Raw genomic sequence first — 26,855 nt, 5'->3', positions numbered from 1 at the left:
TCAATAGCTCTCATATTCAGAATGAAAAATATTCACTCATTCACTCATTCACTCATTCAATCATTCAAAATTCACTCATTCAAAATTCAATTCTTCACAATCTTCTTCGTCAGCACGCGGTCTTCGAATTCCGCCTTCACAACATACAATCCTGACGGGTAAGTGGTTAAATCAAAATTATAGACATTGGAAGCTACTTCGCCGGTAATGACCGTTTCCCTTATTTTCTGCCCGGCTACATTGTAAATCGAGACCGATTTCAGTTTTTCAGGATGCGGGTAGAACTGGACGGACACCTGCCCGCTCGTTGGATTGGGCGTCACCAGGAAGCCCGCTTCTTTCAGGTTCGGGTTCACGGTGACAGTCCGGATGTTGATGTCGTCGAGGTAAATATCGTTTTCGTTGCCATTCGTGTTCAGGAATGCCACGAGGATTTCACCCTGCCCGATGAAGCTGCCAATATTGATCTCTTCGCGCCGCCATTCGTTCACGCCCGGCGTAAATGCGGTACGCGTGGCTGCACTGCGGGTAATGAGGCTGGATCCCCATTTTTTGTAGACACTTGTGTAAGTCTGTCCGCAATCTGTACTAATAAGCACCTGCAACGTATCCCACACGTTACCCTGGGTGGAAGTATTGGTATACGTCGCCGCAGCCACTTGAAACGACACAAATGCGGAGTCAACCCCGGCGATACGCACCGTCGGCGAGCGCAGGTAATCCCGTTGTCCCACTACCTGGTTGTCGAAGTTTCCGATTTTCACCGAAGCGCTGCCGGTTTTGGACGCGGAAGTTGTTTTTTCCCACGTCGAACCACCGTCCTCATTCACAATGTCCCAGCCCTGTGGCGAAAACAGTCCTTCGAACCCTTCTTTCACCGGAGCGGCAAACGGCTCGTAGTAAATGAAATCCAGACTTAAAGCATCGTTAGATGTATCCTCGTCCGCCGCACCGTTCGGATTCGAAGTGGTAATGCTCAGTACATGGTTCCCCTCCACCGTAGTGAGGGTCGGTAAAGTCACGGTTGTTTCCGCGTAAGTAGCCAGCGAACCGGTCCAGTTGTAATTCTGCGCGGCTCCGTTATCGATGGCCACGTTGATCTTCACCGACGTCAGCGTCTCACTTCCCCGGTTCACCAATGTGATCTGCGGAGTGAGTGAGTTAGCACAAATGCGCTGTGCAGGCTGTCGGATCGCTTTCAGGGAGGCGTCTTTTTTCTTCACATCTACGGGCGTGCAACCGTTGGAAAGGGCGAGCAGCGAACGATAGGTGTTGAACGCCGTTTCCATTCTCGCCACCTGCATTTTGGTAAACATAAAAAGACAGGCATCGGGCGTGTAATCCATGTAATTCTGATACATAATGCCCGGCGAAGTGGTGGTGCAGCGGTCGGTAACAATACCTGTCTGACAAGTGGTGGTGCTATTACTTTGATTGGGAGTATCATCTACCTCGTCGGTACCGGAGCAAGCGCCATTATCATCACCCCAAATGTGATAAAGATTAAAATAATGGCCTATTTCGTGGGTCAATGTCTTTCCCTGATTGAAACCCGTAGCACTTCCGCCCGGCAACGACGCGTAGTCGATCGCCACGCCCTGCTCGTCTTTCACGCCGTCATCCGGAAAAGTAGCATAGCCCAGCGTAGTGCCCGACAGGTCGCAAATCCAGATATTGAGGTATTTATCGGTATCCCAGGCATCCGCCCCGCCCGATTCGGCGTGCTTCACCTGGTTGGTGGTATAATCAAATGCGTTGCGTGTGGTAGTGTAGCGCACGATCCCGGTCGAGGGGGCGTCGTTGGGCGTGCGTTGGGCGAGGCAAAACTGGATGCCCGACTGCCCGAAAAGTGATTTGAAATGCGCCGGAACTTTATCTGCTCCCGCATTGGTCCCTGCGTAATCCTTGTTGATTGTATCAAGTTGGGCCATGAGTTGGGCGTCGGTTACCATCGATTGCCGGTTAAGCACGACGTGGAATACAACCGGAATCGTGACCAGGCCCGTCGTCCGCATCGAATTTCCGGAAGCTACCCTTTCACGGATGAGCTGTTTCAGACGCAGCTCCCGCTGGTCGAACATCAGTTTGAGCGCGGGTTTGTCGGTAAACCGTTTTTGAAGGAGCTCCATCGATGCGCAACGGTCCTGCGCCTGCGCGGAGCCGACGCCTAAGCGGAGAAGAAGGAGCATGACAAAAAGGGATTTGAGCAGAGGTATAGTATGTCGCATCGAATTTCCTGGGGAACTGAGTAATGAATCGGCCCGCTAGTTACAGACTGACTGCGGATTTATCACCTACTACGAAAAAAAAGTGCCTCCTGATGCGAATACAATATTATTTAATTTGTTTTTAATTGGAGGATACACCTATAACCTGAAAAATTGCCATTTCCCATGCAGGAAACGCCCGATGCCAAGCCCGTCCGCAAGATTATCCATATCGATATGGATGCATTCTACGCGTCGGTGGAGCAGCGCGATTTTCCTGAATACCGTGGCAAGCCGCTGGCGGTAGGTGGCTCTCCCACCGGCCGGGGCGTGGTGGCGACGGCAAGTTACGAAGCCCGCAAGTTCGGGGTACGGTCGGCGATGCCGTCGCGGCAGGCCATCCAGCTCTGTCCGCAGATCATTTTCGTGCACCCGAGATTTGAGGTATATAAATCCGTTTCGAGAAGTATCCGCGAGATTTTCTCCCGCTACACCGACCTGATCGAGCCGCTTTCACTGGACGAGGCCTATCTGGACGTGACCGAGGACAAAATGGGCATCGGCTCGGCCCTGGAAATCGCAAAACAGATCAAGAAATCCATTAAAGAAGAACTGAATCTCACCGCCTCGGCAGGTGTGTCGGTGAATAAATTTGTAGCCAAAATCGCCTCCGATATCAATAAGCCCGACGGCTTAAAATTCATTGGGCCATCTAAAATTGAAAGCTTTATGGACCAGCTGCCGGTGGAGAAGTTTCACGGCGTTGGAAAAGTTACTGCCGACAAAATGAAGGGAATGCAGCTCTTTACCGGCTCGGATCTTAAAAAGCTGTCTGAGGATGAGCTGGTCGGCCATTTTGGAAAAACAGGGCATTTCTTTTACAAAATCGTGCGTGGGATCGATGACCGTGAGGTACAAACGCACCGCGAAACCAAGTCGCTCGGCGCCGAAGATACCTTTACCTACGACCTCACGACGCTGGATGAAATGAACAAGGAACTCGACCGCATCGGTGTCACCGTCGCCAACCGGCTTGAAAAGAACCAGTTGAAGGGTCGTACGGTGACATTGAAAGTCAAGTTCAGTGATTTCACCCAGATCACCCGCAACCACTCCTTCGCCCATCCCGTCGGCGACCTGGATACCATTACCGACACCGCCAAACAGCTACTCGAAAAGCTCGACCTGGAAGAAAAAGCCGTACGGCTGCTCGGCATTTCGCTATCCAATTTTCATGAGCCTGAGGTCAAATCGCGCAGGTACAAAGACCCGGAGCAACTCGAACTCTTTCCGTTCGGATCATAGCAGCAACGCATCTACCCGGTGTGCCTGCACCATATTCTCGCATTTCGACCAGGAGAATATCGTAAAGCGGCCATCCTGAGAAGCTACCAATGCAATGGAGTCGCGCTGGTCGTACACAAACTGCGCCGCCGACAAGTGCCTGGTGCCTCCATTCTGTACCGGATGCACCACCATAGCCGTATTACCTATTATCGGCTCGGTAATCAGGATTTCCTCCACCGGCTTTGCATCCTGCGCCCGGCCGATTTTTGCCCCGAATGCGAGCAATTCGTAACGGTCGTTGATGATCGTCGCGCCGTCTACGGCCGTCAGCCCGGCCATGTTATGTACCGCAGAACTGAACTGGTTCTGCCAGGTAATGGGATTAGGATCCTCTACGTATTTGCGATGCAGGTCGGCCAGCTCCGAGAATGGCGGCTGCACGTCGTAGGTAATCGGGTGGATGATCGATTCGCGCCAGCGTTCGTTGCCTTTGGGAACCACCAGCAATATACCGCCCCGCTCATGGCTGCGCATCGAGGCGGCCAGTTGCACAAGCAGGTTCGGATAATCGCTCCATAATGTCGTCGACGAAAAACCCATCAGCGAGTTAATCAGCGACGGGCAATCTTTCACTTTACGGCTCTCCTCGTTGACAATCTTCACCTGGTCCCCTTTCAATACCGCTACATTCACGAATTTACCGAAGCCCTCCACCCTGCGGTGTTTCACCACCAGCATGCCCGGCTCAATCACTTCCAGCACGAAGCATAACCCGGGTATCACACGGGTTGTACCCCAAATGCGCAGCTCACCATCTTCGAGCCACACGCCCAGGTGTATGCCCGAGCGTTCCACCGCGGGCGCGAGCTTGGTGAGCACGTTGGCCGTGAGCGCGAGTTTTTCAGCAAAAACCAGCGGGTGTTCGGCGGCTTCCGGCGGCAGGTAGGCGATGGACACTTTCGGCGAACGTCCTTCCTCCCGGCGCAAACTCGCCCAGAACGTCGTATCGATAATCGTTTCGATAATGCGGGCATCGGGGCGGGGCGCGAGTTCCTGTTCGTAATACTTGGATACCGCCTCGTGGTGCCGCTCGAAATGGCTCGCAACAAGCCCGGCTACCGACCGGGCTGCCTTATAGGTGGTTACAGGCACGGAGTCACCTGTTTCAATCGAAAATATATCGGAATTCGTAATCATTGTCTGGCGGTTTACTTTTGAACAACGACTTGTTTTAAAAAGTTGGGTTCGGCGTCCATTGTCCGCATTTTTCCTGCGGCTTCCAACCTTTCCGGTAACGGCGGCATCGTACTAACCAGCGGCCCGCCGGGAATTAATTGAAGTCACGGACAGTTGTTTCGCCAGATAAGCGTTAATTTGCGCGTTAATCCGAAAAACCCGGTTTCGGTTTTTTTTACTTCCGGCGTACGGCGAGTATGCCATATATCCAAGAATGAAAACGTACCTCAGATTATTATCTTTTGCTCAACCGATTGCCAAATTTGCCATCCCTTACCTTGTTTGCATCATACTGGGGGTTGTATTTAATACATTGAACCTGGCCCTTCTGGCGCCGCTCCTCAGTACGTTGTTCAGTAATCAGGGTACCACCGTTATTCCCCGGCCAACGGAAGGCTGGCTCGACCCTACCGGAATGCTCAATTACTATGCGCAGCAGGCCAACATCGCTTTCGGACCGCTTGGCGCATTACAGGTCGTGTGTGCGGTAATCGTGATTTCGGTCCTTCTTTCGAATATCTTCAAATACCTCTCTCAACGGATCATGGAGAATCTCCGGATCCATACCCTGCTGAACCTTCGTAAAAAGGTTTTCGACAGCGTAATGAACCTGCATGTTGGCTATTTCAGTAACCAGCGCAAAGGAGATATTATTTCAAAGATCGCGTCGGACGTGCAAGTCGTACAGTTCTCTGTCACAAGCACTTTGCAGGTGGTATTCAAAGAACCGTTGCAACTGATCGCATACGTGTTCATGCTTTTCGCCACTTCGGCCCGGCTCACATTCTTCGCCATTCTGGTCATCCCGGTTTCCGCATTCCTTATTTCAAAAATTGTAAAAAGGCTGAAAGAGCAGGCTACTCTTGCCCAGCATTATTTCGGTCTGATGATCAGCTACCTCGACGAAGCGCTGACCGGTATCAAGATTATCAAAGCTTTTAATGCGACCGAAGACATTAAGGAGAAATTCCATAAAGAGAATATCCGCTATTCCGACCTGGGCCGCAAAATGGCCAAACGGCAGCAGCTGGGCTCTCCGGTTTCGGAATTCCTGGGGGTTACCATGGTAGCGATCATCGTTTTGTACGGCGGCTCGCTAATCCTGAACAACCCGTCGGGCACCGAGCTGACGGTGGCCAAATTTGTAGCCTACATCGGTATTTTCTCCCAGGTAATGCGGCCGGCCAAGGCGCTGACCGACTCGTTCAGCACCATTCATGCAGGTATCGCCGCCGGTGAACGGGTACTCGAACTGATCGACGAGAAACCCGAGATCGAAGATGCACCGAATGCGATGGATATGAGGGATTTCAAGGAATCTATCCGCCTCGAAAATGTGTCGTTTTCTTATCCTTCCCGGCCTGTCCTTAAATCCATCAATGTGACGATCCCGAAAGGAAAAACGGTTGCGCTGGTGGGACCGTCCGGCGGAGGAAAGTCCACGCTGATGGACTTGCTGCCGCGGTTTATCGATACCGACGAAGGACAAGTGCTGATCGACGGCGTCGATGTGCGGCAGATCAGGCAGGAGTCATTGTGGTCGATGTTCGGGCTGGTGAACCAGGAGTCGATGCTTTTCAACGACACTATTTTCCATAATATCGCATTCGGGAGTCCCGATGCGACGATAGAACAAGTGGAAGCTGCGGCACGCATCGCCAATGCGCATGAGTTTATTATGGAAACCGAAGACGGCTATTACAGCAACATCGGTGACCGTGGTATGAAGCTTTCAGGCGGACAGAAACAGCGTATCTGCATTGCCCGGGCTGTCCTGAAAAATCCGCCGATCATGCTCCTCGACGAGGCGACCTCAGCGCTGGACACCGAATCCGAAAAACTGGTGCAGGAAGCATTGAACAACCTGATGAAAAACAGGACATCGCTCGTGATCGCGCACCGCCTCAGCACGATCCAGAATGCGGACACGATCCTGGTACTGGAAGAGGGCAGGATTATCGAACAGGGGAATCATACAGAGCTTATCGCGCGCGACGGATTATATAAGCGGCTGATCGACATGCAGACGTTTAATGAGTAGTTTAACAAATTTGAATTATGTTTAAAAAGAGAAATCTCGTTTCGAGGCTTTGGCTAAAACACACCGACAGGACACTGTATAAACAATACAAATGGGAGCTAAAAAACCAGAAACAGCTTCAATTTGCCAACTTCATCACCGAAGCTGAAAAACTCACCAGCCCGGCCAAAATCAAAAAATACGCGGAGGAGAACGGAAAGATCCGCCTGAGTCACAGCGGAAATGCAGGTGATATTATTTATGCATTGCCAACCATCGAAGCGATTCGCCGGTTTACCAACGCCCGCATTGAACTTTACCTCCGGCTAGGACAACCTCTTATACTTTCGGGTTACAATTCTCACCCGCTGGGTAATGTGATGCTTAACCAGAAAATGGCGGATATGCTGATAGAATTGCTTCGCCCACAGTCCTATATCGACTTCGTCGGCATTCATTCCGACCAGACAATCGATATCGACCTGGATTATTTCCGTGCCGGTGGTATTCCGCTGGATAAAGGGAACATAGCCAGATGGTGCAGCTACCTTACAGGAGTAAACCCAACTTTGTGGAAGCCTTGGCTGACCGTAGAACCAGATACCACCTTCGCGAATACCATCGTAATGGCCCGCAGCGAGCGCTACCGGAATTATACTATCAACTACAAGTTCATGAATCAATATTCCGATATTGCATTCATTGGCGTGGAGTCGGAGTACAATGATATCCGAAAAACCATTCCTCACATCCGCTGGGTACAGGTGGAAGACTTCATGCAAATGGCCCGCATTATTGCAGGTGCCAAGTTTTTCATGGGAAATCAATCGTTTCCATACTCGATTGCCGAAGGCTTGAAAGTGCCGCGCATTCTGGAAACCTCTTTTGAAGTGATCAATGTCGTACCAGAAGGAAACGACGGTTTTGACTTTTTCTTTCAGGAACACCTGGAATCGCTTGTAAGTACACTCAACAGCAGAAAAAAATAATTACTCAATAAACAGGCGATATCCCCAACGGACTCGCCTGGATATTTCAACGTTCGCTCTATTATTTATGGTCCGCCCCGGTAACGTGGCAGTGGTAGTCCCTGTATACAAGACTGCGCTGACCCCGTATGAACATATTTCGGCGCAGCAATGCGCCAAACTGCTTGGCAGATACCCCATTATCGCTGTCAAACCGGATAACCTCGACCTGAGCGAACTAAAAGACGATCATATTTTCGACCGCACCGTCGGTTTTGACCCCACCTATTTCTCTGGCATTCAGGGCTATAACCACCTGATGCTCAGCCAGCAGTTTTACCAACAATTTCTGGAATTCGAATTTATATTGATCTACCAGCTGGACGCCTTCGTTTTCCGAGACGAACTGCTCGCCTGGTGCAAAAGTGGCTATGATTATATCGGCGCTCCGTGGCCCAAACGGTTGGAAGAGCCTGATTTTGTAAAGGCATTCAAAACCAAAACCATCACCCGCTACCATCAGTGGCATAACATTATGGAAGGCAACTTACCACACCCCCGACAGTTCGATAACCAGGTGGGTAATGGCGGCTTCTCATTGCGGAGGGTTGCCAAATTTCACCGCATTGCAGGCGAAATGCGAGACAAGATTGAAGAGTACCACCAGCGGGACGAACACCAGTTCCATGAAGATGTATTTTGGAGCATTGAAACCAACCGTAAATTCAAGCGACTAAAAATCCCGGGGTACAAAAAGGCCTATCACTTTTCCATTGAGAATAATCCCGAGCGGGGAGTACGGTTCAACAAAGGCAAACTGCCATTCGGCTGCCACTCGTGGGACCACAACCTGGATTTCTGGCGCCCGCATATCGAGGCGTTCGGTTACGATCTAGACTGACGCCCCCCTTCTTTCTTTCGATTTTTCCATACACGCCAGAGATCGACATATAGCTTGTACCATTTCCAGCCGCCGAAAATCCAGGATTTCCGGCTGTTCCAAATGATACTTATTAATCGTTGATAGGAACTTCCCTGATCGATCTGTTTGTGGTGATACGCTTTAAATGCTCTTCGTTCGTATCGCAGCAAGGATTTTTCAGGCAAACCATCCGTATTAACCGGTAATCGGGCGCTCCATTTCTCATGGATTTTTAACGTTTCATTTTCCCATTCACCTGAAAATGAGCCTTCCGAAAAGTGTTTCAACAAGATTTCATAGTTAACAGCCACATCGTACTGCTGCCCGACCGCCATTGAAAAATCGATGTCATAACCGTGAAACCCCTTCAACATGGTTTCATCGAATATATATTTCAAAGCAATCTTCTTTTTTGTACACATCCAACATCCATCGATAGCCGCGACTTTGGACAATTGCTCTTTTCTCGGGTTGCGGTAATCCAGGTATTCTTCGATACCCGAATGCTTAAACCCCTGGATCAGGCAGCAATAAAACTCTCCATTTAATTCGAGATCGGCATTGTACCAGCCAGAAGGGACGAGCGATTTATATCCCCCACCAGCAACACCCAGTAAACCCAGCCTGGGGTGCTTATCAAATAACTCCGCCAGCTTCTCCCCCCACCCAAGAGTCTGCATTTCAATATCCTCGTGCATAAAACACAGGATATCGAACCGGGCACGCTTTGCACCTTCATTATAAACTGCACAAATTCCCCGGCTGGCTTTCCGGTTATCGATGGCGATAATTTCGTGCGCCACGCCAACCGTTTTCCGGATGTTTTCCGAGACCTTGGCCAGATCTGCCTCGCTGGCCGAGCAAATAATAATTGAGATCATCAGTCCTGTTTAACCTATGCCAAAAGTAACGCCAAATTCACTAATGAGGACGTTCCTGGACGCTATTCCAGTAGAATATCACGGTTTCCGGCATTTATAGGTATCCATAAACATTTTCTGCTTTCATGAAACGCATACTTATATTGCTGCTCCTCGCCTGCGCGACCTCCTCGTTTGCACAAGTCAAATTCGCTCGGCTGTTTTCCGACCACGTTGTGCTCCAACGCCAAAAGCCGATTCCCGTGTGGGGCTGGGCCAAGCCCGGTGAAAAAGTGAAAGTGACTTTGGCCGGACAGTCGATGGAGGTGAAAGCGAATGCATCAGGGAAATGGAAAGTCAGCTTTAAACCACTGGAAGCTGGTGGGCCACATTCCTTGCAGGCATCCGCCAAATCGGGCAATGCAACGGCTAACGACGTGCTGATCGGTGAAGTTTGGCTTTGCTCGGGGCAATCGAATATGGAATGGCCTGTTTCCGCGGCCAAGAATTATGAGGAAGAACGCAAAAATGCCGAGTTCCCGCAGATTCGCCACTTCCGCGTCGACCACGTGGTGACACTCCAACCCGAGCAGGATTTGAAAGCCGGCGAATGGAAAGTGGCCAGCGCCGAGACTGTGGGCGGTTTCACAGCCGTGGGTTTCTTTTTCGCCCGCGAGCTTTACCAAAAATTGAATGTCCCCATCGGCCTCCTGCATTCATCGTGGGGAGGTTCGCAAATCGAAGGATGGATCAGCAAAGAAGCCATGCTGGGCAATGATGAATTGCGCTCCTATGCGCAGAATCTGCCTAAAACCTGGGAAGAAGCTGATGCGATCATGGATAAGAAGCTTAAAAAGCAGCTTTTCAAGAATGCCTCCTACGACCCGACCTGGGAAGATGAAAAGAAATACATTTCGCCGGAAGTGGATTTCGCCAGCTGGCAAAAAACCGCAGACGGTGTAGGCCAATGGGATTGGAAAGGATTAATGGGCTTTCGCGGCAAGGGCTATATGGCCAAGGAGGTATCGATCCCATCTGATTGGGTTGGAAAACAAACTACTCTATCGCTGGCTGAAAACGATGGGCCCGTCGAGGTTTATATCAATGGCAAACCTGTCCATGAAGGAACTGCAAAAGGTGTACGGAAAATTCAGCTCCCTGCCGGTACCTGGAAGGAAGGTAAGAACATCCTGACCCTCAAAACCGGTAATATGGTGAGTGCCTCATGGTTTGGTCCGGGACTCATGGGCTCTGCCAACGACCTGTACGTGGAAGAGGGAGGGCGCAAAACCAGCCTTGCCAAAGACTGGTACCTGATGCCCGCATTCTCGGAAAAGCACGAGTACGCGCACCTGATGAACAATGTCGGGACTACGATCTACAATGCGATGATAGCGCCATTGCTTCCTTTCACCATTCGTGGCACGCTTTGGTACCAGGGCGAAAGCAATGCGGGCCGCGCTTACCAATACCGCCAATCATTCCCGCTGATGATCAACGACTGGCGTAAGCTGTGGAATGACGAGTTCTCGTTTTATTGGGTGCAATTATCCAGCTTCGGTACCGACCGAGACAGCAACAAGGGAAGCAACTGGGCCGAGCTCCGCGAAGCCCAGAATATGACATTAAGTCTGCCCGAAACGGGCATGGCCGTCACCACCGACGTGGGTAACCCTGCCGACATTCACCCAACCAACAAACAGGACGTGGCCCATCGCCTCGCAACCAATGCGTTAAAAAACGACTATGGCCAGGACATCCCTTACGCCTCTCCACTTTATGACCAAATGCAGGTGGACGGTGGCAAAGCCATTGTTTCATTTAAAAATGCAGAGAACGGCCTTACGATAAAGGATCGCTACGGATATTTGAAAGGGTTCGAGATTGCGGGCGACGACAAGGTTTTCCATTACGCCCAAGCGGAAATCCAGGGAAACAAGGTAATCGTTTCCAGCCCGAAGGTGAGCAAACCGGTCGCTGTTCGCTACGCCTGGTCGGATGCTCCGGAAGACGCCAACCTGTACAATGCCGACGGCTTCCCTGCCAGCGCATTCCGTACCGACTCCTGGCCTGGCCTTACCGTGAATACCCGTTTTGAATAACCTTCTTTCTACCTGATTCTTGAAGTTTGTATGTTAAAACCCTTATCGTGGTGTATCGGCGGCCTCGCTTTGATACTGGCTGGCGCACAATCTATTTCCAACTTAAATGACGACCAGCGCGAATGGCGCGAGTACCTCGGCGGCCCCGACCGCAACCACTTCTCCCCGTTGACGCAAATCAATAAGGATAATGTTAAAAACCTGAAAGTAGCCTGGACCTGGTCGATGCCCGACTCGGGGCAAACCCAGGTGAACCCGATCATCGTGAATGGCGTGCTTTACGGGGTTACCGCTACTGTGCAGGCTTTTGCGCTCGACGCGGCCACCGGCAAGCAGCTATGGATATTTGGTGATAAATCCAAAAACGGCTCCAATACCAGCCGCGGTCTCACCTATTGGGAAGACGGAAACGACAAGCGCATCATGCACGCCATGGGCTCATACCTGTACGCCCTCGACGCACGCACGGGGAAAGTGATTGAGAGCTTTGGTGACAACGGACGCATTGACCTCCATACGGGACTGCCTGAAACCGCTAAAAACAAATATATGGTTTCCAATACGCCCGGAACGATTTTCGAGGATCTGATCATTATGCCGTTGAGGCTTTCGGAAGATTCCGACGCTGCACCGGGTGACCTGCGGGCATTCAATGTACGCACCGGAAAGCTCGTATGGACGTTCCATACCATCCCCTATCCTGGCGAGTTCGGCTATGAAACATTCCCGCCCGACGCATACAAAAACACTTTCACCGGTGCAGCCAATAACTGGGCAGGCACGGCCATCGACCGCAAGCGCGGCATTTTGTATGTACCTACGGGCTCAGCGGGTTACGATTTTTACGGTGGTAAACGCAGAGGAACCAACCTGTTTGCCAACTGCCTGCTAGCACTCGACGCGCGCACCGGCAAGCGCCTGTGGCATTACCAGACCATGCACCACGATCTCTGGGATCGGGATCTTCCCGCGCCGCCCAACCTGATTACCGTCACGCAAACCGGTGCCAACGGCAAACCACGCAAGATCGACGCCGTAGCGCAAGTCAGCAAACAAGGCTATGTGTTCCTGTTCGACCGGGTAACGGGCAATCCATTGTTCCCAATCAAGGAGGTTCCCGCGCCTAAGAGTACATTACCGGGCGAATATCCCTGGCCGACCCAGCCCGTGCCCACCAAGCCAGCCCCTTATGCACGGCAAGCTTACACCCTTACCGAGAACGACATCAGCGTCCACGCGCCCGACCGCGACTCATTGAAAATCAAATTCAAAGGCTACAAAAAAGCCCTTTTTGCCGCACCAAGCAAAGAAGGCACAGTGATCCTGCCCGGCTTCGATGGCGGCGCGGAATGGGGTGGCGCAGCAGCCGACCCGAACGAAGGAATTTTGTATGTGAACAGCAACGAAATGGCGTGGATTCTGACGATGAAAGACACGCCGAAAGAGAGTGAGTTGTCCAACCTCACTCCGGGCGAAAAGGTTTACACCACGTACTGCGTAACCTGCCACGGCCCCCAAAGGAAAGGTAATGCAAAAAGCGGCTATCCATCGCTTGTGGACATCGGCACTCGTCGCGACAAGGCATTCGTGAACCAGCTGGTCAGCTCCGGCAAAGGTATGATGCCTGGCTTCACGATGCTGACGGCCGACGAAAAGCAGGCCTTGGTTTCATTCTTGTTTGGTGATGAAAAAGTGGAGGCCGTTTCGGAAACGCCTGCTTCCCGGAAGGTATATCTGCCTTATCAGAGCACTGGTTATAATAAATTCCTGGATGCCAATGGCCTGCCCGCGATTTCACCGCCGTGGGGTACACTCAACGCGATCGATCTGAACACCGGCAAGTTCCTTTGGAAAATACCATTCGGAGAAGTGGAATCCCTCAAAGCAAAGGGCGTACCCACGACCGGCACCGAAAACTACGGCGGGCCAGTGGTTACAGCCAGTGGGCTGCTTTTCATTGCAGCCACCAAGGACGGGAAGTTCAGGGCATTTGATAAAAAAACCGGCAAATTGCTGTGGGAAACGCAATTGCCGGCTGCCGGGTTTGCTACGCCGGCCACGTATGAAGTGAATGGAAAGCAATATGTGGTGATTGCCTGCGGCGGTACCAAGCTGGGTACCAGAAAGGGTAATCAGTATGTGGCTTTCGCATTGGAATAGTCAAATTCCTGCCATCCACTCGCGCATTTTCTTCCGGCCCGCTTCATCGGGTAAGCGACCTTCGCCGGCGCCCAGATTGTCTACCAGGTGCTTCACATCAGAAGTGCCTGGTATTACGCAGGTGACCGCCTCATTACTGACAATATATTTCAGAAAAAACTGCGCCCAGCTTTTAACATCGTAATCGCCCGCCCAAGCAGGCAACTCCTTCCCTTTTACTGCGCGGAACAATGCACCCTGCTCGAACGGCTCGTTAATAATCACCGCCACGCCTTTATCCCTGGCAGCTTTCAGCAGGCTCTTTTCCGCGTTTCGTGAACGTATGGAATAGTTGAATTGTACAAAATCAATGTTTTCCGATTTCACAATCTGTTCCAGGCGTGCGTGGGAGGCATCGGTATAATGGGTAATCCCGATGTAGCGAACCTTTCCGGCCATTTTCCAATCCCGGAGCGTTTTAAGATGCGTTTCCCAGTCCTGCAAATTATGCACCTGCATCAGGTCGATCTTTTTCCGTCCCATTTTCCGCAACGAAGCGTTCATCTGGTCGATCCCCTCCTGTTTGCCGGTTGTCCATACTTTTGTCGCAAAGAAAAATTGTTCGTTCAGCTTCAAATCCGTAGTCAGGTCGCCGATTACCTGCTCGGCCCGCCCGTACATCGGTGAAGCATCGATCAGCTTTCCACCCATTTCCTGCATTTTTTTCAAAACTTCCCTTAATGGCGCACGCTCGGAAGCGCCGGATCCAACGTCGAATTGTTGCCAGGAACCCAGGCCTACGACCGGCAGTGCTTCTCCGGTCGACGGGATTTTTCTTTCCAGTATCATTTTGAGATCGTTATGGGCTGAGGAAGAAAACGGGGTCAATGCCAGTCCGGCACCGGCGGCAGCCAGTCCGGCCAACGCCTCCCGTCTTGAAAAAATATGCTTCATTGGCTGGTTAATGGGTTTTTGAAACGTTCAAGTTACGAACAAATCGCATTAGGAGCATCTGAAAGGCCAAAAATGAGAAAAGGAGCCAGGATAGCCCTGACTCCTTTTACTGCACTTCACACCAAATCTGAATCTATTACTTTTTTTCGATGGATACTCCAATCTTGTAATCTTCCAGCTTGGGTGATTTGGGAAGTTCGGGGTAAGGAAGTACCTCCGAGATAGTCAGTACGTACTCTGTTCCGCCCAGCTTGAAACCTTGCTGGTTTTTGGAATCACCCTTGAATTCGAAATTCACATTCACCTGATTCGAAGCATCGGAGATCGCGAGCACCAATTTTGCGCTTCCCATCGAAACGCAGTTAGCGTTCATCGGGCAGCGGCTGTCGGCCACTTCTTTGAGCTCCACTTTCAGATCGCTGCCGGAAGTACGAACCGTTGCTGCCTTCTGGTAGGTCAGGCTGGTCGGATTCAGGTCAGCCTGAGGTGCGGCCTCATCCTTTTTATCACAGGAAATAGCTGCAATACAGATCAATGCGAGTAAAATCGTTCTTTTCATGCCAATAGTAGTTTTTGAATTATAATGCAGAGAAACCGAACATAGGCCGATGGTTGTAACCGATTTATAAAAAATTATATTTCTTGTAGTACTCCGACGACGATCTGCCTGATTTTGTGATAATTCTCATTCCGGTGACCATTATTTAACCATATGTTAATTTCCCGTACTTATTTTTACAGTTGAACGCCCAAAATCAGCGAGATACCGAAAATCAGGAAAATATGGTCTGGTACGAAGAGGAAGTACAAAGAGTCGAAAAAGAACGATCCACATTAAACTATGAACCAGATACGATCTTCTACGGAAGTTCGAGCTTTACATTGTGGACGGGTTTGTACCAGGATTTTGCTGAACTGAAACCCATTAACCTGGGCTTCGGCGGCTCGACGCTGGCGGCTTGCGTTTGGTTTTTCGAACGTATTATGACCACCGTAACGGCCCCGGCGCGCATAGTCATTTACGCGGGTGACAACGACCTGGGCGATGGTCGTCATCCGACCGAAGTATTGCTGTTTTACCGCCAGCTCATTACCCTGATCCGGGCGCGTTTCGGAGATATTCCCTGCTTTTTTGTGTCGATCAAACCCAGCTTGCAGCGATGGGACATTATCGCTTCCATCAGAGCAACCAATGAGTTGATCCGCGAGGAAATCGAAAAGGACCCGCAGCAGCATTATATCGATATTTTCCCGCTGATGGTAAACTATCAGGGCTATCCGCGCAAGTCGCTTTTTGAGGCGGATGGACTGCATCTGAGCGCGGATGGGTACGCAATTTGGAAGAAAGTGATCAGTGAAAACTTATACGCCGTTAACGGGGCACTTCAAAAAACTTCTTAAACAAACCTCTTTGCTATGGAAAGAGCGTACCACAAGTGGTGTAGTCCGATTTTGGGCAGGTCAATGGAAATGCTTGTATTCGGTCACTCGGGAACACCCGTCATATTTTTCCCGACACGCTCAGCCCATTTTTACGATTTTGAAAACTGGAGGGTGATCGACGCCATGAAAGAGAAGATCGACGCCGGTTACATACAGGTCTATTGCGTCGACAGCATCGATAGCGAAAGTTTTTATTCCGATTCACCACCGCCGCAGCGCATTGCCCGCCATATACTTTACGAAAAATACATTCTGGAAGAAGTAATCCCGTTTATCCGTACACAGAACAAAAAACGTGAACTGATAGCGGCCGGTTGCAGCCTCGGCGGGTATCATGCGGTGAATATCGCATTCAAGCATCCCGACATTTTTACCAAAGTCGTTGGCATGAGCGCGCGCTACGATCTCACGCAGCCGCTACCCTATTTCGCCGACTTGTTTGACGGGTATTTTGATGAAAACATCTATTACAACATGCCTAACCACTTTGTACCGGGCATTTCAGACCCCAAGTTGCTTCAACAACTGAGGGAAATGGAAATCACGCTCGTGATCGGGCGCGAGGACACCTTTCTGGACAATAACCGACATTTAAGCGATTCGCTGCATCAGCTCAGCGTGCCGCACCAATTTTACATTTGGGACGATGAGGCGCACCGGCCGAGGTACTGGCGCGAAATGGTGAAGATTTACTTGTAGTTACGCCGTCCAGTCAAGTAATGCCCATTCGTTCGTGGATCCGGAAGTCAGCAAAAAGGTTTTTTGCCGGGCGAGGCAGAACATTTTATCGATTGAAAATGGCAAATCCATTGAACTCACCCGCTGCGGCTTATCTGCTACATTTATGACATCGATGCCATGCATTCCCTTGTTGAGTACCAGGTAGTCTTTCACCAATTCGAAGGACCTCAGTGCCGAGGAAATCGATGCAATTTCCGTAAAACCTTTGCCGTCGTAGTCAAACACTTTCACGTAACCCAGGCCTCCTACAAACATTCTTTTGCCGTCCTCCGTAAAAGTTATCTGGTAACAAGTGTTGGGAAGCTGCCCGATTTTAATCGTTTTTCCAAACTGGGTCCTGTCAAATGGCTGGGCAAATAGTTCACCGTAGTTGGTTCCGTAAGCGATCAGGTTCTGACTGGGGTGCAAAGCCTGGCAAATCGGGTCCTTGCCTTTGGTTTTCGTTGTGGCAAGTTCGTCGACATGTCCTTCGTTCAATTTCAAAATCGAGAATTTCTTTCCCCCAAGAGCAATCCACGTTCCATCATGCGCCTCCAGAAGTATCGGCAGCGTGTTGGTTGTTTTGTAAAGTTCAGATGCCTCGATACGCTGATAATCTTCTTTTGAAAGCAACCGAAAGCCATTTCTCAACTTCCTGATTTCGTCGTAAAGCGAGTCGGTGAGCCTGTCGTCGAAAAAGCCTCTACATTTGTATGCGACATCCTCGTCGGTAGTTTGCCAGATCAGTTCCGTGGAGCCATTGGGCCATAAAAGCAGTATTTTCCATCGGTCGGCCATTAAAAAAGCGCCGGTGCTTTCCAGCGCGTATGCCAGCTGTAAATGCACATCGAGCGGCGAAGGTATTATTTTCGATAAGTTCAATTTCATAAAATTCCGATTTTCAAAACACTCCGTTCGTGTAAAGACTATCCGTTTTCAACCTTCTGACCTCCGCCTGAAATGCCTCCGAGTTCTTCTCGCCATCAATGGCGATCAGGTAATCTTTCACCCGAAAATCCTCGACCGGCACATCGTGGTACTGCATGCAGGGCTGCACCTCGCGGACAAATGAGTAGCCGTTACCACTTTGTTGCAAGCATTCGAAGAATACCAGCCGTACAAATGCGGACTTCGATGAAAGCAACTGCGCGTCATAGTCCGAAAGCACGTGCCGGTCGACCGCCAGCGGCTTTGAAGTAAATTCCAGTGTTTTGTAAAGAGACTGCTGTGCACCGTTCTTTTTACCGAACCAACATTCCAACTTGACGTTGACGAGCGCCGGCGTGTTGTTGGTAATGTGTAATGTCAGCGGGCTACGCTTTTGAGCAGGAAACCAGGCATACAAATCTCTCGCTCCTCGCTGGATAGCCGGCAACAGAAGAAACAGCATCGGAATGCAGAGAATCGCCAGGCCAATGGCCTTGTTTTTCCAAAACAGGACGGCCAGAAGCACTACGCCAAGCAACCCGGCCAGGTAGAAGATCCCAAGCGCCCACCCCACCGAACTGTCGCCGGCCGGGGTAGGTTTCAGGAGGTAGTAGACTACCGCAATCAGAAAAATGATGGAGAAAATACCCAGCAATGCGAGGTAGGTGAACTTGATCATTTCTGTAAGATGTGTGTGTGAGTGATTATTCCGAATCAGACTTCGAAAGGCAGGTCATATTCCCTTGTATTGGGCTTCGAGCTGCGCGTTTTTACGATAATGCGTGCTTTGAGCGGGCTGCCCAGCACCAGGAAGTACTTCACATACTGGTCCTCATGATAAGTCCAGGATTTGTCTTCCAGCAAGTATTCGGAAATGCCTTTCTTGCCGGCTTTGTAAGCCCATTGCTCTACAATGTTGGGTTCGTAGGTGACGTATTGCCCCATGCAAATGATCTGCACGCCCGGTTGTGCGTTATTACCGAGCTCCGTGCAGCCTTCTACGAGTACATTAATACTGGAATTGTCTTCGAGATCTTTTACCGACCACTGGTCGAGTACTGTTTTAACATTGGCCATAATAGATGTCCTGATTTTCGTTTTAATGAGGGCCGCAAAGAAACAACGCCCACTGAAAATCAGGACAATTCAATTATTTATCGGCCATTACAAACTATTTAGCGCCCTTAGGGCTGATTTAACGTATATGCTTTGCTCACCCGCCGGATCTTACCGTCACTTTTGGTCATGATGTACAACTCCCTGGTAAAGCGGTTGTATTCAATGCGGATATCAACCCGCTTAGAACCCGACATTTCGATGAGGTTTGTGTCTTTTCCGTCCCGGGCAATCATCAGCTCGTACACCGAGTGGTCACTCAATTGCGGATCGATATTGGCATAAAAAATACGGCCATTGACGATGTCCCCGAAGATATATTTATTGGTCAAAGCCGCTATCGGGCCTTCATAAACGTACCCGCCGCTGATGGCATTCCCGTCGATATGATCGTATTGCAAAAACGGCATTTCGAATTTCCCGGTTTCAGTCGCAGGCACGGGATACACATTTTTGAGGTCTTTGGAAGAAATACCAAAATTCCCTTCGCGCACATTCCAGCCATAGTCGCCCCCTTTCACAATCACGTTCACTTCTTCAAAATTCGACTCGCCCACTTCGGCACTGAACAACCTTCCATTATGCCATGCCAAGCGGTGCGGGTTACGGAAACCATAGGCAAATATTTCTTTATAAACATCGCCCTTCTCGTTCACGAACGGATTGTCGGCAGGAATACCGTAACGCCCGTTTCTGCTGTTATTCCCTAGCGGATCGATGCGGATGATCGTACCAAGCAATGAATGCAGGTTGTGGCACAGCTGAGGATATTTGCTGATCGTCGAACCGCCGTCGCCGGTACCTATATACAATAAGCCGTAGTCCCTGTCTCCTTTGGCCGCCTCGGGATTGAAGCCAATGTCCTGCGTACCATGCACCACGTTGGGTACATTGATTCGAAGCAACTCCCGTCGCTTACCTTTAAAGACCGGGCTTTTGACATCGTCGATCTTCCATTCCGAAACCACCCACTGTAATGCCACTTTGATGGAGTCATCGTAAGAATAGTCAGCAGGTTTTCCCTTGGGAGCCTCCGTGTGGGTAATGTAGATCAACCCATTCTGCAGATAATCGGGATGAAATGCGAAGCTACCGAGGCCGGTACCCAGCCCAGGCTCGTTGACGAAATTTTCAACTTCGTTCCGTAGGTCCACGAAAGCCGTCACATCCTTTCCGCTGATCCTGTAAATCAGGCCGCGCTGGTCACTGACGTACAGCGTGCCGTCCTGCGACGGGTGCGGGCGCATGTTCGCGATACGCGTGCGTGGCATTTTATCGCTGGATGGCGGGATCGTCACAAAGTCTTCCAGTTCTATTCTCAACCCGGTCTTGATCACGGGCTGCGCCAGGCGGGCATTCGAAGCCGTATCGAGTTTCACTTCGAGCGGGGCTATATTGTGCGCTTTCGTCTCCGAAGTAATGTAGCGTAGGATCGAACGGATTTCTTCGTCCTTCAAAAAATCGAATGGCGGCATAATCATCTTGTACCGCTTCGAGAGGCTCACCGCCCGCGCATTACCGGACTCGATCGCATGGTTCGGATTTTTAATAAACGCGATCAGCTCCTTCTCCGAAAGCACCTGGGTAACCCCGCCAAGGCGCGGACCGATTTCCTCCTGCTCCATGGCATGGCAGGAAACACAATGCGTAGTAAAAAGCTCTTTGCCCTGCGAATCGGTGCCCGCAAGCTGGCTGCCGGAAGGTGTGGATTGTTTTCTGCCCGCGCAGCTAAACAGGAGAAGTGAAGCTGCGGCAATGCAACCAAAAGAACGTAAAGCTAAGGTCATTCAATGATGGGTTAGGTATTTCAGATATGATGTCAAAGTTAGCAACCGGCCCGGAAACAAAAAAAGCCGGATCGCTCCGGCTCAGTCACTGAATAATGAAGGAATACTATGGTTATCCTACATTTCTTCCGTCTTTATCGAGTTTCACGAGGGCATTTTCCTTGCCGTTCGCTACTTGCAGTTCATAATATTGGGCTTTGTCGGGCTCGGTTACCAGAAATGCCTTCTTCACCGTCCAGCCCTTAAAGTCGTCGCTTTTGATTGTTTTCTGAATTCCTTCCGGCAGATCTTCCGGTTTCACGGCCACCTTCTCTTTTTGGTCTGCCTTCGTTGTTTTCTGTGCCACCGCTTCCTGATGCGCTGAATGATCAGCTGTCGCCTGACTGGCCGTCTGGGCCTGAACGGAAGTAAACGAGATGAGCGCCAGGGCAAATGCCGATACTACTAGCTTTTTCATAATCCTTGTTTTTTAGACAACTATTAATGTTTTTGACCTCGTGCATTCGCACTGTGCCCGTTTGTTTCAACAGGATTATGCCAAAGTTTACAATTAACTGATTTTAAGTAAATTGCAAATATCCCACTAGTTTAATAGTGTTTACCTAAATCCACGTTTTGTGGGAATTTGTCTTCAAAAAACCTCAAAAAAGAAAACTGCCCGTACTGTGACAGCACGGGCAGTTTATCAGGTAGTTTGTTCAAAATCTGTTACTTGTCGTAACCCGGATTTTGAATCAGCTTCGCATTACGGTTGATTTCGTCGCGGCTGAAAGGACGGAAATACATCTTATCCACCCAAGTACGGTTTTCGTGCGATTTATCCTCGGTCGGTGTGTAGGTGTAGTCGTAAACGGTCGGATCGTAGTGATACGGCTCCTTCATCGACTTGCCTGGCTTGAACTTACCGATCACGGTAATGAACTGCAGCGAACGGCCCAAAGTAGTCGGAGCGATCATCCAGCGACGTGCATCGTGGTAGCGCTGCTCCTCGTAAGCCATTTCAATGCGTTTTTCATGACGGTAAGCCTCTTTCAAAGCCGCACCTGAAACCTTCAATGCAGGCATCCCCGCGCGGAAACGAATCTTGTTCAGCCATTCCAAAGCAACGGCATCCTGGCCCAATTCAATGCTCGCCTCGATGTAGTTGAATGCTGCTTCGGTTACACGGAAGAACGGCCATGGAATATTCTGGCGGTCGGTGTTATCGTACAGCGACGGGTTCGGGTCGATGAACTTACGCATGTAGTAACCGGTACGGCTTCCATTCCAGTCTTCGATCGAGCTGCTACGGGTATCCAGTCCTTTGCGGTTAAACAACGTGCCCTTCTCGTCGAGCAAGTCGTAAGCACCGGTCTGAATCTGGTTGGCAGGGTCTTTCGCATCGGAAGGACGCGGTTTCCAGTTGGCACCATCATACATCACGGTTGCGTAGAAACGCGGGTCGCGGTTCACGTAAGGATTCGCTTTGTGCTTAGGGTTCGTCCATGCGAATGGCGTCCCGTCCATCATTTCATAATCATCTACCAGCAAACCGATCGGCGTGTTACCAGCCCAGTTGTGATAGCCGTTAGGTCCGTTGTTCAAACCAGTCTGGCGTGCACCATCCGAAGTCTGGCTGGCTGTAAAATAGCGGCCAAAGATAATATCGTCGCCACCGGTAGCATCCAGGGATTTGTCGGCACTGTATCCGCCCATGGCGATCGAGATATAGTTAATCTTGCCTTGCTCTGCGGTAACGGGAGCCGTCAGGTTAAGTTTATAACCTGGTTTCGCGTCCAGCGCAGCTTTCGCAGCAGCCTGTGCGGCCGTCCAGCGTGCTTTGCGGTCGCCGCTGACATAACCCAGGAACTCAGGTTTCGGATAAGCAGCAAACAACGCCGACTTCGCCTTTGCGGTAGGAATGTCGTGCAGATCGCTCGCAGCGTACAACAAAATCCGGGACTTCAATGCCAATGCTGACGCTTCCGTAGCACGGCCTTTCTGCTCAGTCTTTCCTTTCAACAATGTGGCAGCGCTGTCGCAATCGGCTACGATGAACTTCACGCATTCTTCGAAAGTATTCCGTTCCACAGAGTAATCCTCATTCAACGCATACACTTTCGTAATAAGAGGTACCGAACCGTAGTAACGCACCAACTGCTGATAGTAATAAGCACGCATGAAGTGTGCCTCGCCTTTCAAGCGGTCCTTCAAAGTCTGATCCGCGAAAGTAGCAGTCGGCAAATTCTGAATCGCCTGGTTGGTCGCACGGATACGGGTATACATGGGTCCCCATCCATAGGTATCATCCACCCAACCCAGGTTGGAAGGACTCAAACTACCTTCATTTATCGTATTAATGTTACGACCTGTGTGGGTAAATACCGCTTCGTCTGTCAGCGACGCCAGCATTTGCTCGCTGAAACCGCCTTGTTGAAGCCCTTGATAAATACCTGTCACAAAACCTTCGGCCAAAGCACCATCCTTCCACACCTCGTCGGTAGGGATTTCGGTGGGCGGCGTTACATCCAGAAAGTCAGTGTCGCACGACACGAGCCCGGATGTGGCCAGCGCCGCCAGAAAAATCCAATTTTTATAACTCAGTTTCATTTTTTAAATCTTAGAAAGTTACACGTACACCTGCATTAAGAACTCGCGACTGCGGATAGTATTGTCCGTTGGTAGAAGTCGCTTCCGGGTCCCAGATCTTGATCTTGTCGAAGGTGATCAGGTTCAAACCGTTCACATACACGCGCAGGTTGCCTACACCGATTTTCGAACCAATTTCCGAAGGCAGGTTATAGCCCAATTCGATATTTTTCAGACGCAGATAGTTATTGCTCTTCAGGTAGTAAGTGTTTGCACCTGCGTTGTCGAAGTTGGTATAATACGTGTTGTTACGGTTAGCCAGGCGTGGGTCGGTCGAGCTTGGGTTGTCGATCGTCCAGCGGTGGTCGTACGCATATTGCAGGTAGTTACCAATGTCACCCGACTCTGTTTGTCCGATGTACTGCAACCCACCCAGTGTTCCCTGGAAGAGGATCGCCAAATCGAACGCCTTGTAGCCAAGGTTGATATTCACACCACCGGTGAACTGCGGACGGTTTGTTTTATCCGAGCGAACTTTGTCGTCAGCGGTAATTTTACCATCGCCGTTAATATCCTTGAACTTCATATCACCCGGGCGAAGTGTTCCCGTAATACCGCTGTAATCCAGGGTATTTGCATCGATCGCAGCCTGGTCCGCGAAAACGCCATCATACTGGTAAGCGAGGAATGCCTGGTAAGGCTTTCCGGTTGTGCGCTGGTAGGAAGGAGCACCGGGCGTTTCATCCCAGTACTTGATCGTATTTTTGGCATAACCACCATTCACACCCACTGAGTAGGTAAAGTTGTCAACGCTTCCGTCGTAGCTAACTTTGAATTCAAACCCTTTGTTTTGCAGCTTTCCAAGGTTTTGAGGTGGAAGCTTGCCATCGATACCCGCGCTGGAAGGAGTTGAACCGGTTTTAGGGATCAGGATCTTCGAACGGTTATTGATAAAGTAGTCGATTTCAAATGCGATACGGTCCTTCCACAAAGTACCTTCGATACCGAAGTTGGAGTTGTTAGCAACCTCCCACGTGAAGGTATTGTTTGCTACACGGCTTTCGAGCAAAGTTTTGGCCACCTGGTCATTGATGATGTAGGTACCGAAGCCCATGGTGTTCAGGTATTGGTATTCAGCCAATGTTTCTGTACCGAGCAAATAAGGCTCTGCACCCATTTGTCCCCACGATGCACGCAATTTCACGTTGTTCACGAAGTGGATATTGTTTTTCCAGAAACCTTCTTCAGAAATACGCCATCCCGCCGAAACCCCCGGGAAGAAACCGAAACGGCCGTCTTTCGGGAATACATATGAACCATCCGCACGCCACAGGAATTCGGCAAGGTATTTTTCCTTGTAGTTGTAACCCACACGACCGAAGTAGCTCAAACGTGCACGCTTGTAAAGGTCTCCGTTGTTGGTACCTGAGTTACCGATGTTCTGCTCAGGCGTACCACCTGCAAAAAGCTGGTCAACTACCGGAGAGATAAAGTAACGACGGTATGCGAAGAAGCCATCGGCATCCACAGTCTCACGCTGGATACCTACCATGGCATTGAAATTATGCGCGCCGATTGTCTTCTCGTAAGAAGCCTGTCCAGTCAGCTGGATCGAAAGCTCCTGAGAAGAAGTTTCTGTCAAACGAGGATCGTTGAAGGTCGAACGAACGGTTCCGGTCAGGAATGGCGTTACGCCGTCCTCTTCGTAGGTCTTCTTATCCCAATAGTAAAGTGTCCAGGGTTTCTGGAATGACTTCTGACGACGCATTTGCTTATCCACCGCTGCCATTGCCGTTACCTTCAGCCCCGGTACGCCAGGCACATCGATATCCAGTTGACCGTTGGTCTGGATGTAATCACGTTTGTCGTTGTTATAACCAGTCGTGTTGGTCGTGATTACCGCAGGGTTTTGTCCGTTCTCGATATCCGGACCCGGCCGGCCGTCCGGCCAGATCGCGATTTCGGTCGGTTTACCGCGCATCAGCATACGGAAGATATCTCCCGCGCCACCACCGTTCGGGAAGCGGCGGAATTCCTCGCGCAGCACTACGCCCAGCTTCGCGGTCACGTATTTGTTGATCTTCGTATCGAGGTTCACACGCATGTCGTATTGCTTGTAACCTGTGGCCGAATTCACATAGTTACCTTCCTGGTTGATGTAGCCCAACGAAGCAAGGTACTTGATGTTTTCGCTACCTCCTGTCAATTGCAGGTTGTGGCGCTGCTGCGGAGACCATTTGCGGATCACCGAGCCATACCAGTCGGTATTCGGGTGGATCAGCGGGTCGGAGCCGTCGCGGAACTTCTGAAGGTCGGTCGGGGTGAACACCGCGCTCAGCACGTTTCCGTTGTCGGTACGGGTGTAAGCGCCGTTGGTATTGAAACCCTGCAATGCACCTGTCCATTGATTAACCGGCAGGTTGTCATAGATCTGCAACTCGTTACGGATAGTGGCATACTCAGCAGCATTCGACATTTTCGGTGTGCGCGTAGGCTGGCCCATACCGAGGTTCAGGTCGTATGAAAGCTGTGGCTTACCGCTCTTTCCACGTTTGGTGGTAATCAGGATAACCCCGTTACCCGCACGTGAACCGTAGATCGCCGCAGCCGCATCTTTCAGTACCGAAATACTCTCAATGTCGGCAGGGTTCAAACGGTCGAGACCACCGGAACGGTTAGGAACACCGTCCACGACGATCAGCGCATTGCTGTTCCCCAGTGAGTTGGTACCGCGGATACGGATCGCCGAACCGTCATAACCTGGCTCACCGCTCGACTGCACCGCCGAAACACCCGGCAAACGACCGCCCAGCGTATTGGAAAGGTTGGTAGAAGGAGCCTTTTGCAGTTCAGCACCTTTCACGGCTGTTACCGAACCGGTCAGGGTTGCTTTCTTGGCAGTACCATAACCCACGACCACGACCTCGTCAAGTGCTTTGGTGTCCGTTGCCATTTTCACATCCAGGCTCGTTTTGTTGCCCAATGGAATCTCCTGCGTAATGTACCCGATGAAAGAAAACACGAGCGTTGCCGTACCCGGCGCATTCACTGTGTAGTTCCCTTCAACGTCCGTCACTGTGCCCGTCGACGTCCCTTTCACCAGGACGCTCACGCCGGGCAGCCCCTGCCCTTGCTCATCATTCACTTTTCCCTTCACCGTTACATCCTGAGCGTACGCACCGGTCATGACCAACAGGGTCAACAGAAGGGAGTAAAAATACCGTGTTAGGCTCCGGTACTTTTCCCGTTCAGAAATCATCATAGATTAAGTATAGATAGATAGTAGATAGTTAAAAAAATTATAAAAAAATGAAAAGATATTACAACTGGGTTTCATACATAAGCCCTTGTTTTTCAACAAGTCAGAGAAGTGTCTACCATACACAATTTATCTTACTAATAATTTTAAAAGTCCTATTTTCAAATTATCGCTCGTAACCGGAGAGCGATTTATTTATACTTGACAGGGGAGATAAACTCGAAAATGTTATATTTTGTAATCCGGCAATACCGAGGTGGACTGTATGGGTAACCGGATGTACAAAAAGATATGAAATTATTTACATAAACAAGCATTCATGCTTTCTGAATATGTTTTC

General features: G+C 50.4%; 20 protein-coding genes. 8 read left to right on the top strand and 12 right to left on the bottom strand.

Annotation, left to right across the window (positions count from 1 at the left end; translation table 11 throughout):
- Positions 1-86: 86 nt before the first annotated feature.
- Positions 87-2,189 (bottom strand): M43 family zinc metalloprotease, encoded by a 2,103-nt coding sequence (locus tag J7619_RS19445; protein ID WP_291202298.1) that lies wholly within the window; start codon positions 2,187-2,189, stop codon positions 87-89.
- 204 nt (positions 2,190-2,393) lie between these two features.
- Here J7619_RS19445 and dinB point away from each other — a divergent pair, with 204 nt between their 5' ends.
- Complete coding sequence (gene dinB, locus J7619_RS19440; RefSeq protein WP_291202295.1) at positions 2,394-3,512, top strand: DNA polymerase IV; 1,119 nt, start codon at positions 2,394-2,396, stop codon at positions 3,510-3,512.
- Here dinB and J7619_RS19435 read toward each other — a convergent pair.
- On the bottom strand, positions 3,507-4,691 hold the full coding sequence (locus J7619_RS19435) for a putative sensor domain DACNV-containing protein (RefSeq protein ID WP_291202292.1): 1,185 nt from the start codon (positions 4,689-4,691) through the stop codon (positions 3,507-3,509). The two genes, dinB and J7619_RS19435, sit on opposite strands and share 6 nt — an antisense overlap.
- A 253-nt stretch (positions 4,692-4,944) precedes the next feature.
- Between J7619_RS19435 and J7619_RS19430 the strand changes: the two genes are divergently transcribed.
- The 3 genes from J7619_RS19430 (at position 4,945) to J7619_RS19420 (ending at position 8,619) form a co-directional block, all read left to right on the top strand.
- Positions 4,945-6,771: an ABC transporter ATP-binding protein gene (locus J7619_RS19430; protein ID WP_291202289.1), complete on the top strand. Its 1,827-nt coding sequence runs from the start codon at positions 4,945-4,947 to the stop codon at positions 6,769-6,771.
- Between the two features lie 17 nt (positions 6,772-6,788).
- Positions 6,789-7,739 (top strand): hypothetical protein, encoded by a 951-nt coding sequence (locus J7619_RS19425; protein WP_291202286.1) that lies wholly within the window; start codon positions 6,789-6,791, stop codon positions 7,737-7,739.
- A gap of 67 nt (positions 7,740-7,806) precedes the next feature.
- On the top strand, positions 7,807-8,619 hold the full coding sequence (locus tag J7619_RS19420; RefSeq protein ID WP_291202284.1) for a DUF5672 family protein: 813 nt from the start codon (positions 7,807-7,809) through the stop codon (positions 8,617-8,619).
- Here J7619_RS19420 and J7619_RS19415 read toward each other — a convergent pair.
- Positions 8,604-9,521, bottom strand: coding sequence for a glycosyltransferase (locus J7619_RS19415; RefSeq protein ID WP_291202281.1), 918 nt, complete (start codon positions 9,519-9,521; stop codon positions 8,604-8,606). The genes J7619_RS19420 and J7619_RS19415 overlap by 16 nt on opposite strands.
- 125 nt (positions 9,522-9,646) lie before the next feature.
- Here J7619_RS19415 and J7619_RS19410 point away from each other — a divergent pair, with 125 nt between their 5' ends.
- Both J7619_RS19410 and J7619_RS19405 read left to right on the top strand, forming a co-directional pair.
- Positions 9,647-11,602: a sialate O-acetylesterase gene (locus J7619_RS19410; protein WP_291202278.1), complete on the top strand. Its 1,956-nt coding sequence runs from the start codon at positions 9,647-9,649 to the stop codon at positions 11,600-11,602.
- A 30-nt stretch (positions 11,603-11,632) separates the two neighbouring features.
- Positions 11,633-13,762: a PQQ-binding-like beta-propeller repeat protein gene (locus J7619_RS19405; protein ID WP_291202275.1), complete on the top strand. Its 2,130-nt coding sequence runs from the start codon at positions 11,633-11,635 to the stop codon at positions 13,760-13,762.
- Here the strand turns inward: J7619_RS19405 and J7619_RS19400 are convergent, their stop codons facing one another.
- Positions 13,763-14,695, bottom strand: a complete 933-nt coding sequence (locus tag J7619_RS19400) for an aldo/keto reductase (RefSeq protein WP_291202272.1) — start codon at positions 14,693-14,695, stop codon at positions 13,763-13,765.
- Positions 14,696-14,831: 136 nt separating this feature from the next.
- Positions 14,832-15,254, bottom strand: coding sequence for a hypothetical protein (locus J7619_RS19395; RefSeq protein WP_291202269.1), 423 nt, complete (start codon positions 15,252-15,254; stop codon positions 14,832-14,834).
- 224 nt (positions 15,255-15,478) lie between these two features.
- Between J7619_RS19395 and J7619_RS19390 the strand changes: the two genes are divergently transcribed.
- The gene (locus tag J7619_RS19390; RefSeq protein ID WP_291202266.1) at positions 15,479-16,096 is read left to right on the top strand and encodes a GDSL-type esterase/lipase family protein; all 618 of its coding nucleotides are present in this window, start codon (positions 15,479-15,481) and stop codon (positions 16,094-16,096) included.
- Between the two features lie 15 nt (positions 16,097-16,111).
- Positions 16,112-16,837, top strand: coding sequence for an esterase family protein (locus J7619_RS19385; RefSeq protein WP_291202263.1), 726 nt, complete (start codon positions 16,112-16,114; stop codon positions 16,835-16,837).
- Here J7619_RS19385 and J7619_RS19380 read toward each other — a convergent pair whose 3' ends face one another.
- From J7619_RS19380 to J7619_RS19350, 7 genes are all read right to left on the bottom strand, one after another.
- Positions 16,838-17,746 (bottom strand): hypothetical protein, encoded by a 909-nt coding sequence (locus tag J7619_RS19380; protein ID WP_291202260.1) that lies wholly within the window; start codon positions 17,744-17,746, stop codon positions 16,838-16,840. It abuts the gene before it with no gap.
- A 13-nt stretch (positions 17,747-17,759) separates the two neighbouring features.
- Positions 17,760-18,464 (bottom strand): hypothetical protein, encoded by a 705-nt coding sequence (locus J7619_RS19375; RefSeq protein WP_291202258.1) that lies wholly within the window; start codon positions 18,462-18,464, stop codon positions 17,760-17,762.
- Between the two features lie 35 nt (positions 18,465-18,499).
- Positions 18,500-18,862, bottom strand: a complete 363-nt coding sequence (locus J7619_RS19370) for a hypothetical protein (protein WP_291202255.1) — start codon at positions 18,860-18,862, stop codon at positions 18,500-18,502.
- 107 nt (positions 18,863-18,969) lie between these two features.
- On the bottom strand, positions 18,970-20,688 hold the full coding sequence (locus J7619_RS19365; protein ID WP_291202252.1) for a PQQ-dependent sugar dehydrogenase: 1,719 nt from the start codon (positions 20,686-20,688) through the stop codon (positions 18,970-18,972).
- A gap of 112 nt (positions 20,689-20,800) precedes the next feature.
- Positions 20,801-21,145, bottom strand: coding sequence for a hypothetical protein (locus tag J7619_RS19360; RefSeq protein ID WP_291202249.1), 345 nt, complete (start codon positions 21,143-21,145; stop codon positions 20,801-20,803).
- Between the two features lie 251 nt (positions 21,146-21,396).
- Entirely contained in the window at positions 21,397-23,277 is a 1,881-nt protein-coding gene (locus tag J7619_RS19355) for a RagB/SusD family nutrient uptake outer membrane protein (protein WP_291202246.1), read from the bottom strand.
- A gap of 10 nt (positions 23,278-23,287) precedes the next feature.
- Positions 23,288-26,518 carry a TonB-dependent receptor gene (locus tag J7619_RS19350; protein ID WP_291202243.1) on the bottom strand — a complete coding sequence of 1,077 codons (3,231 nt, stop codon included), beginning with the start codon at positions 26,516-26,518 and terminating at the stop codon, positions 23,288-23,290.
- Positions 26,519-26,855: the final 337 nt, after the last annotated feature.

The organism is Dyadobacter sp., assembly GCF_017744695.1.
Lineage (GTDB): Bacteria > Bacteroidota > Bacteroidia > Cytophagales > Spirosomataceae > Dyadobacter.
Note: the sequence above shows the minus strand (reverse complement) of the source record. Positions and strands in the feature narration are given on the sequence as shown.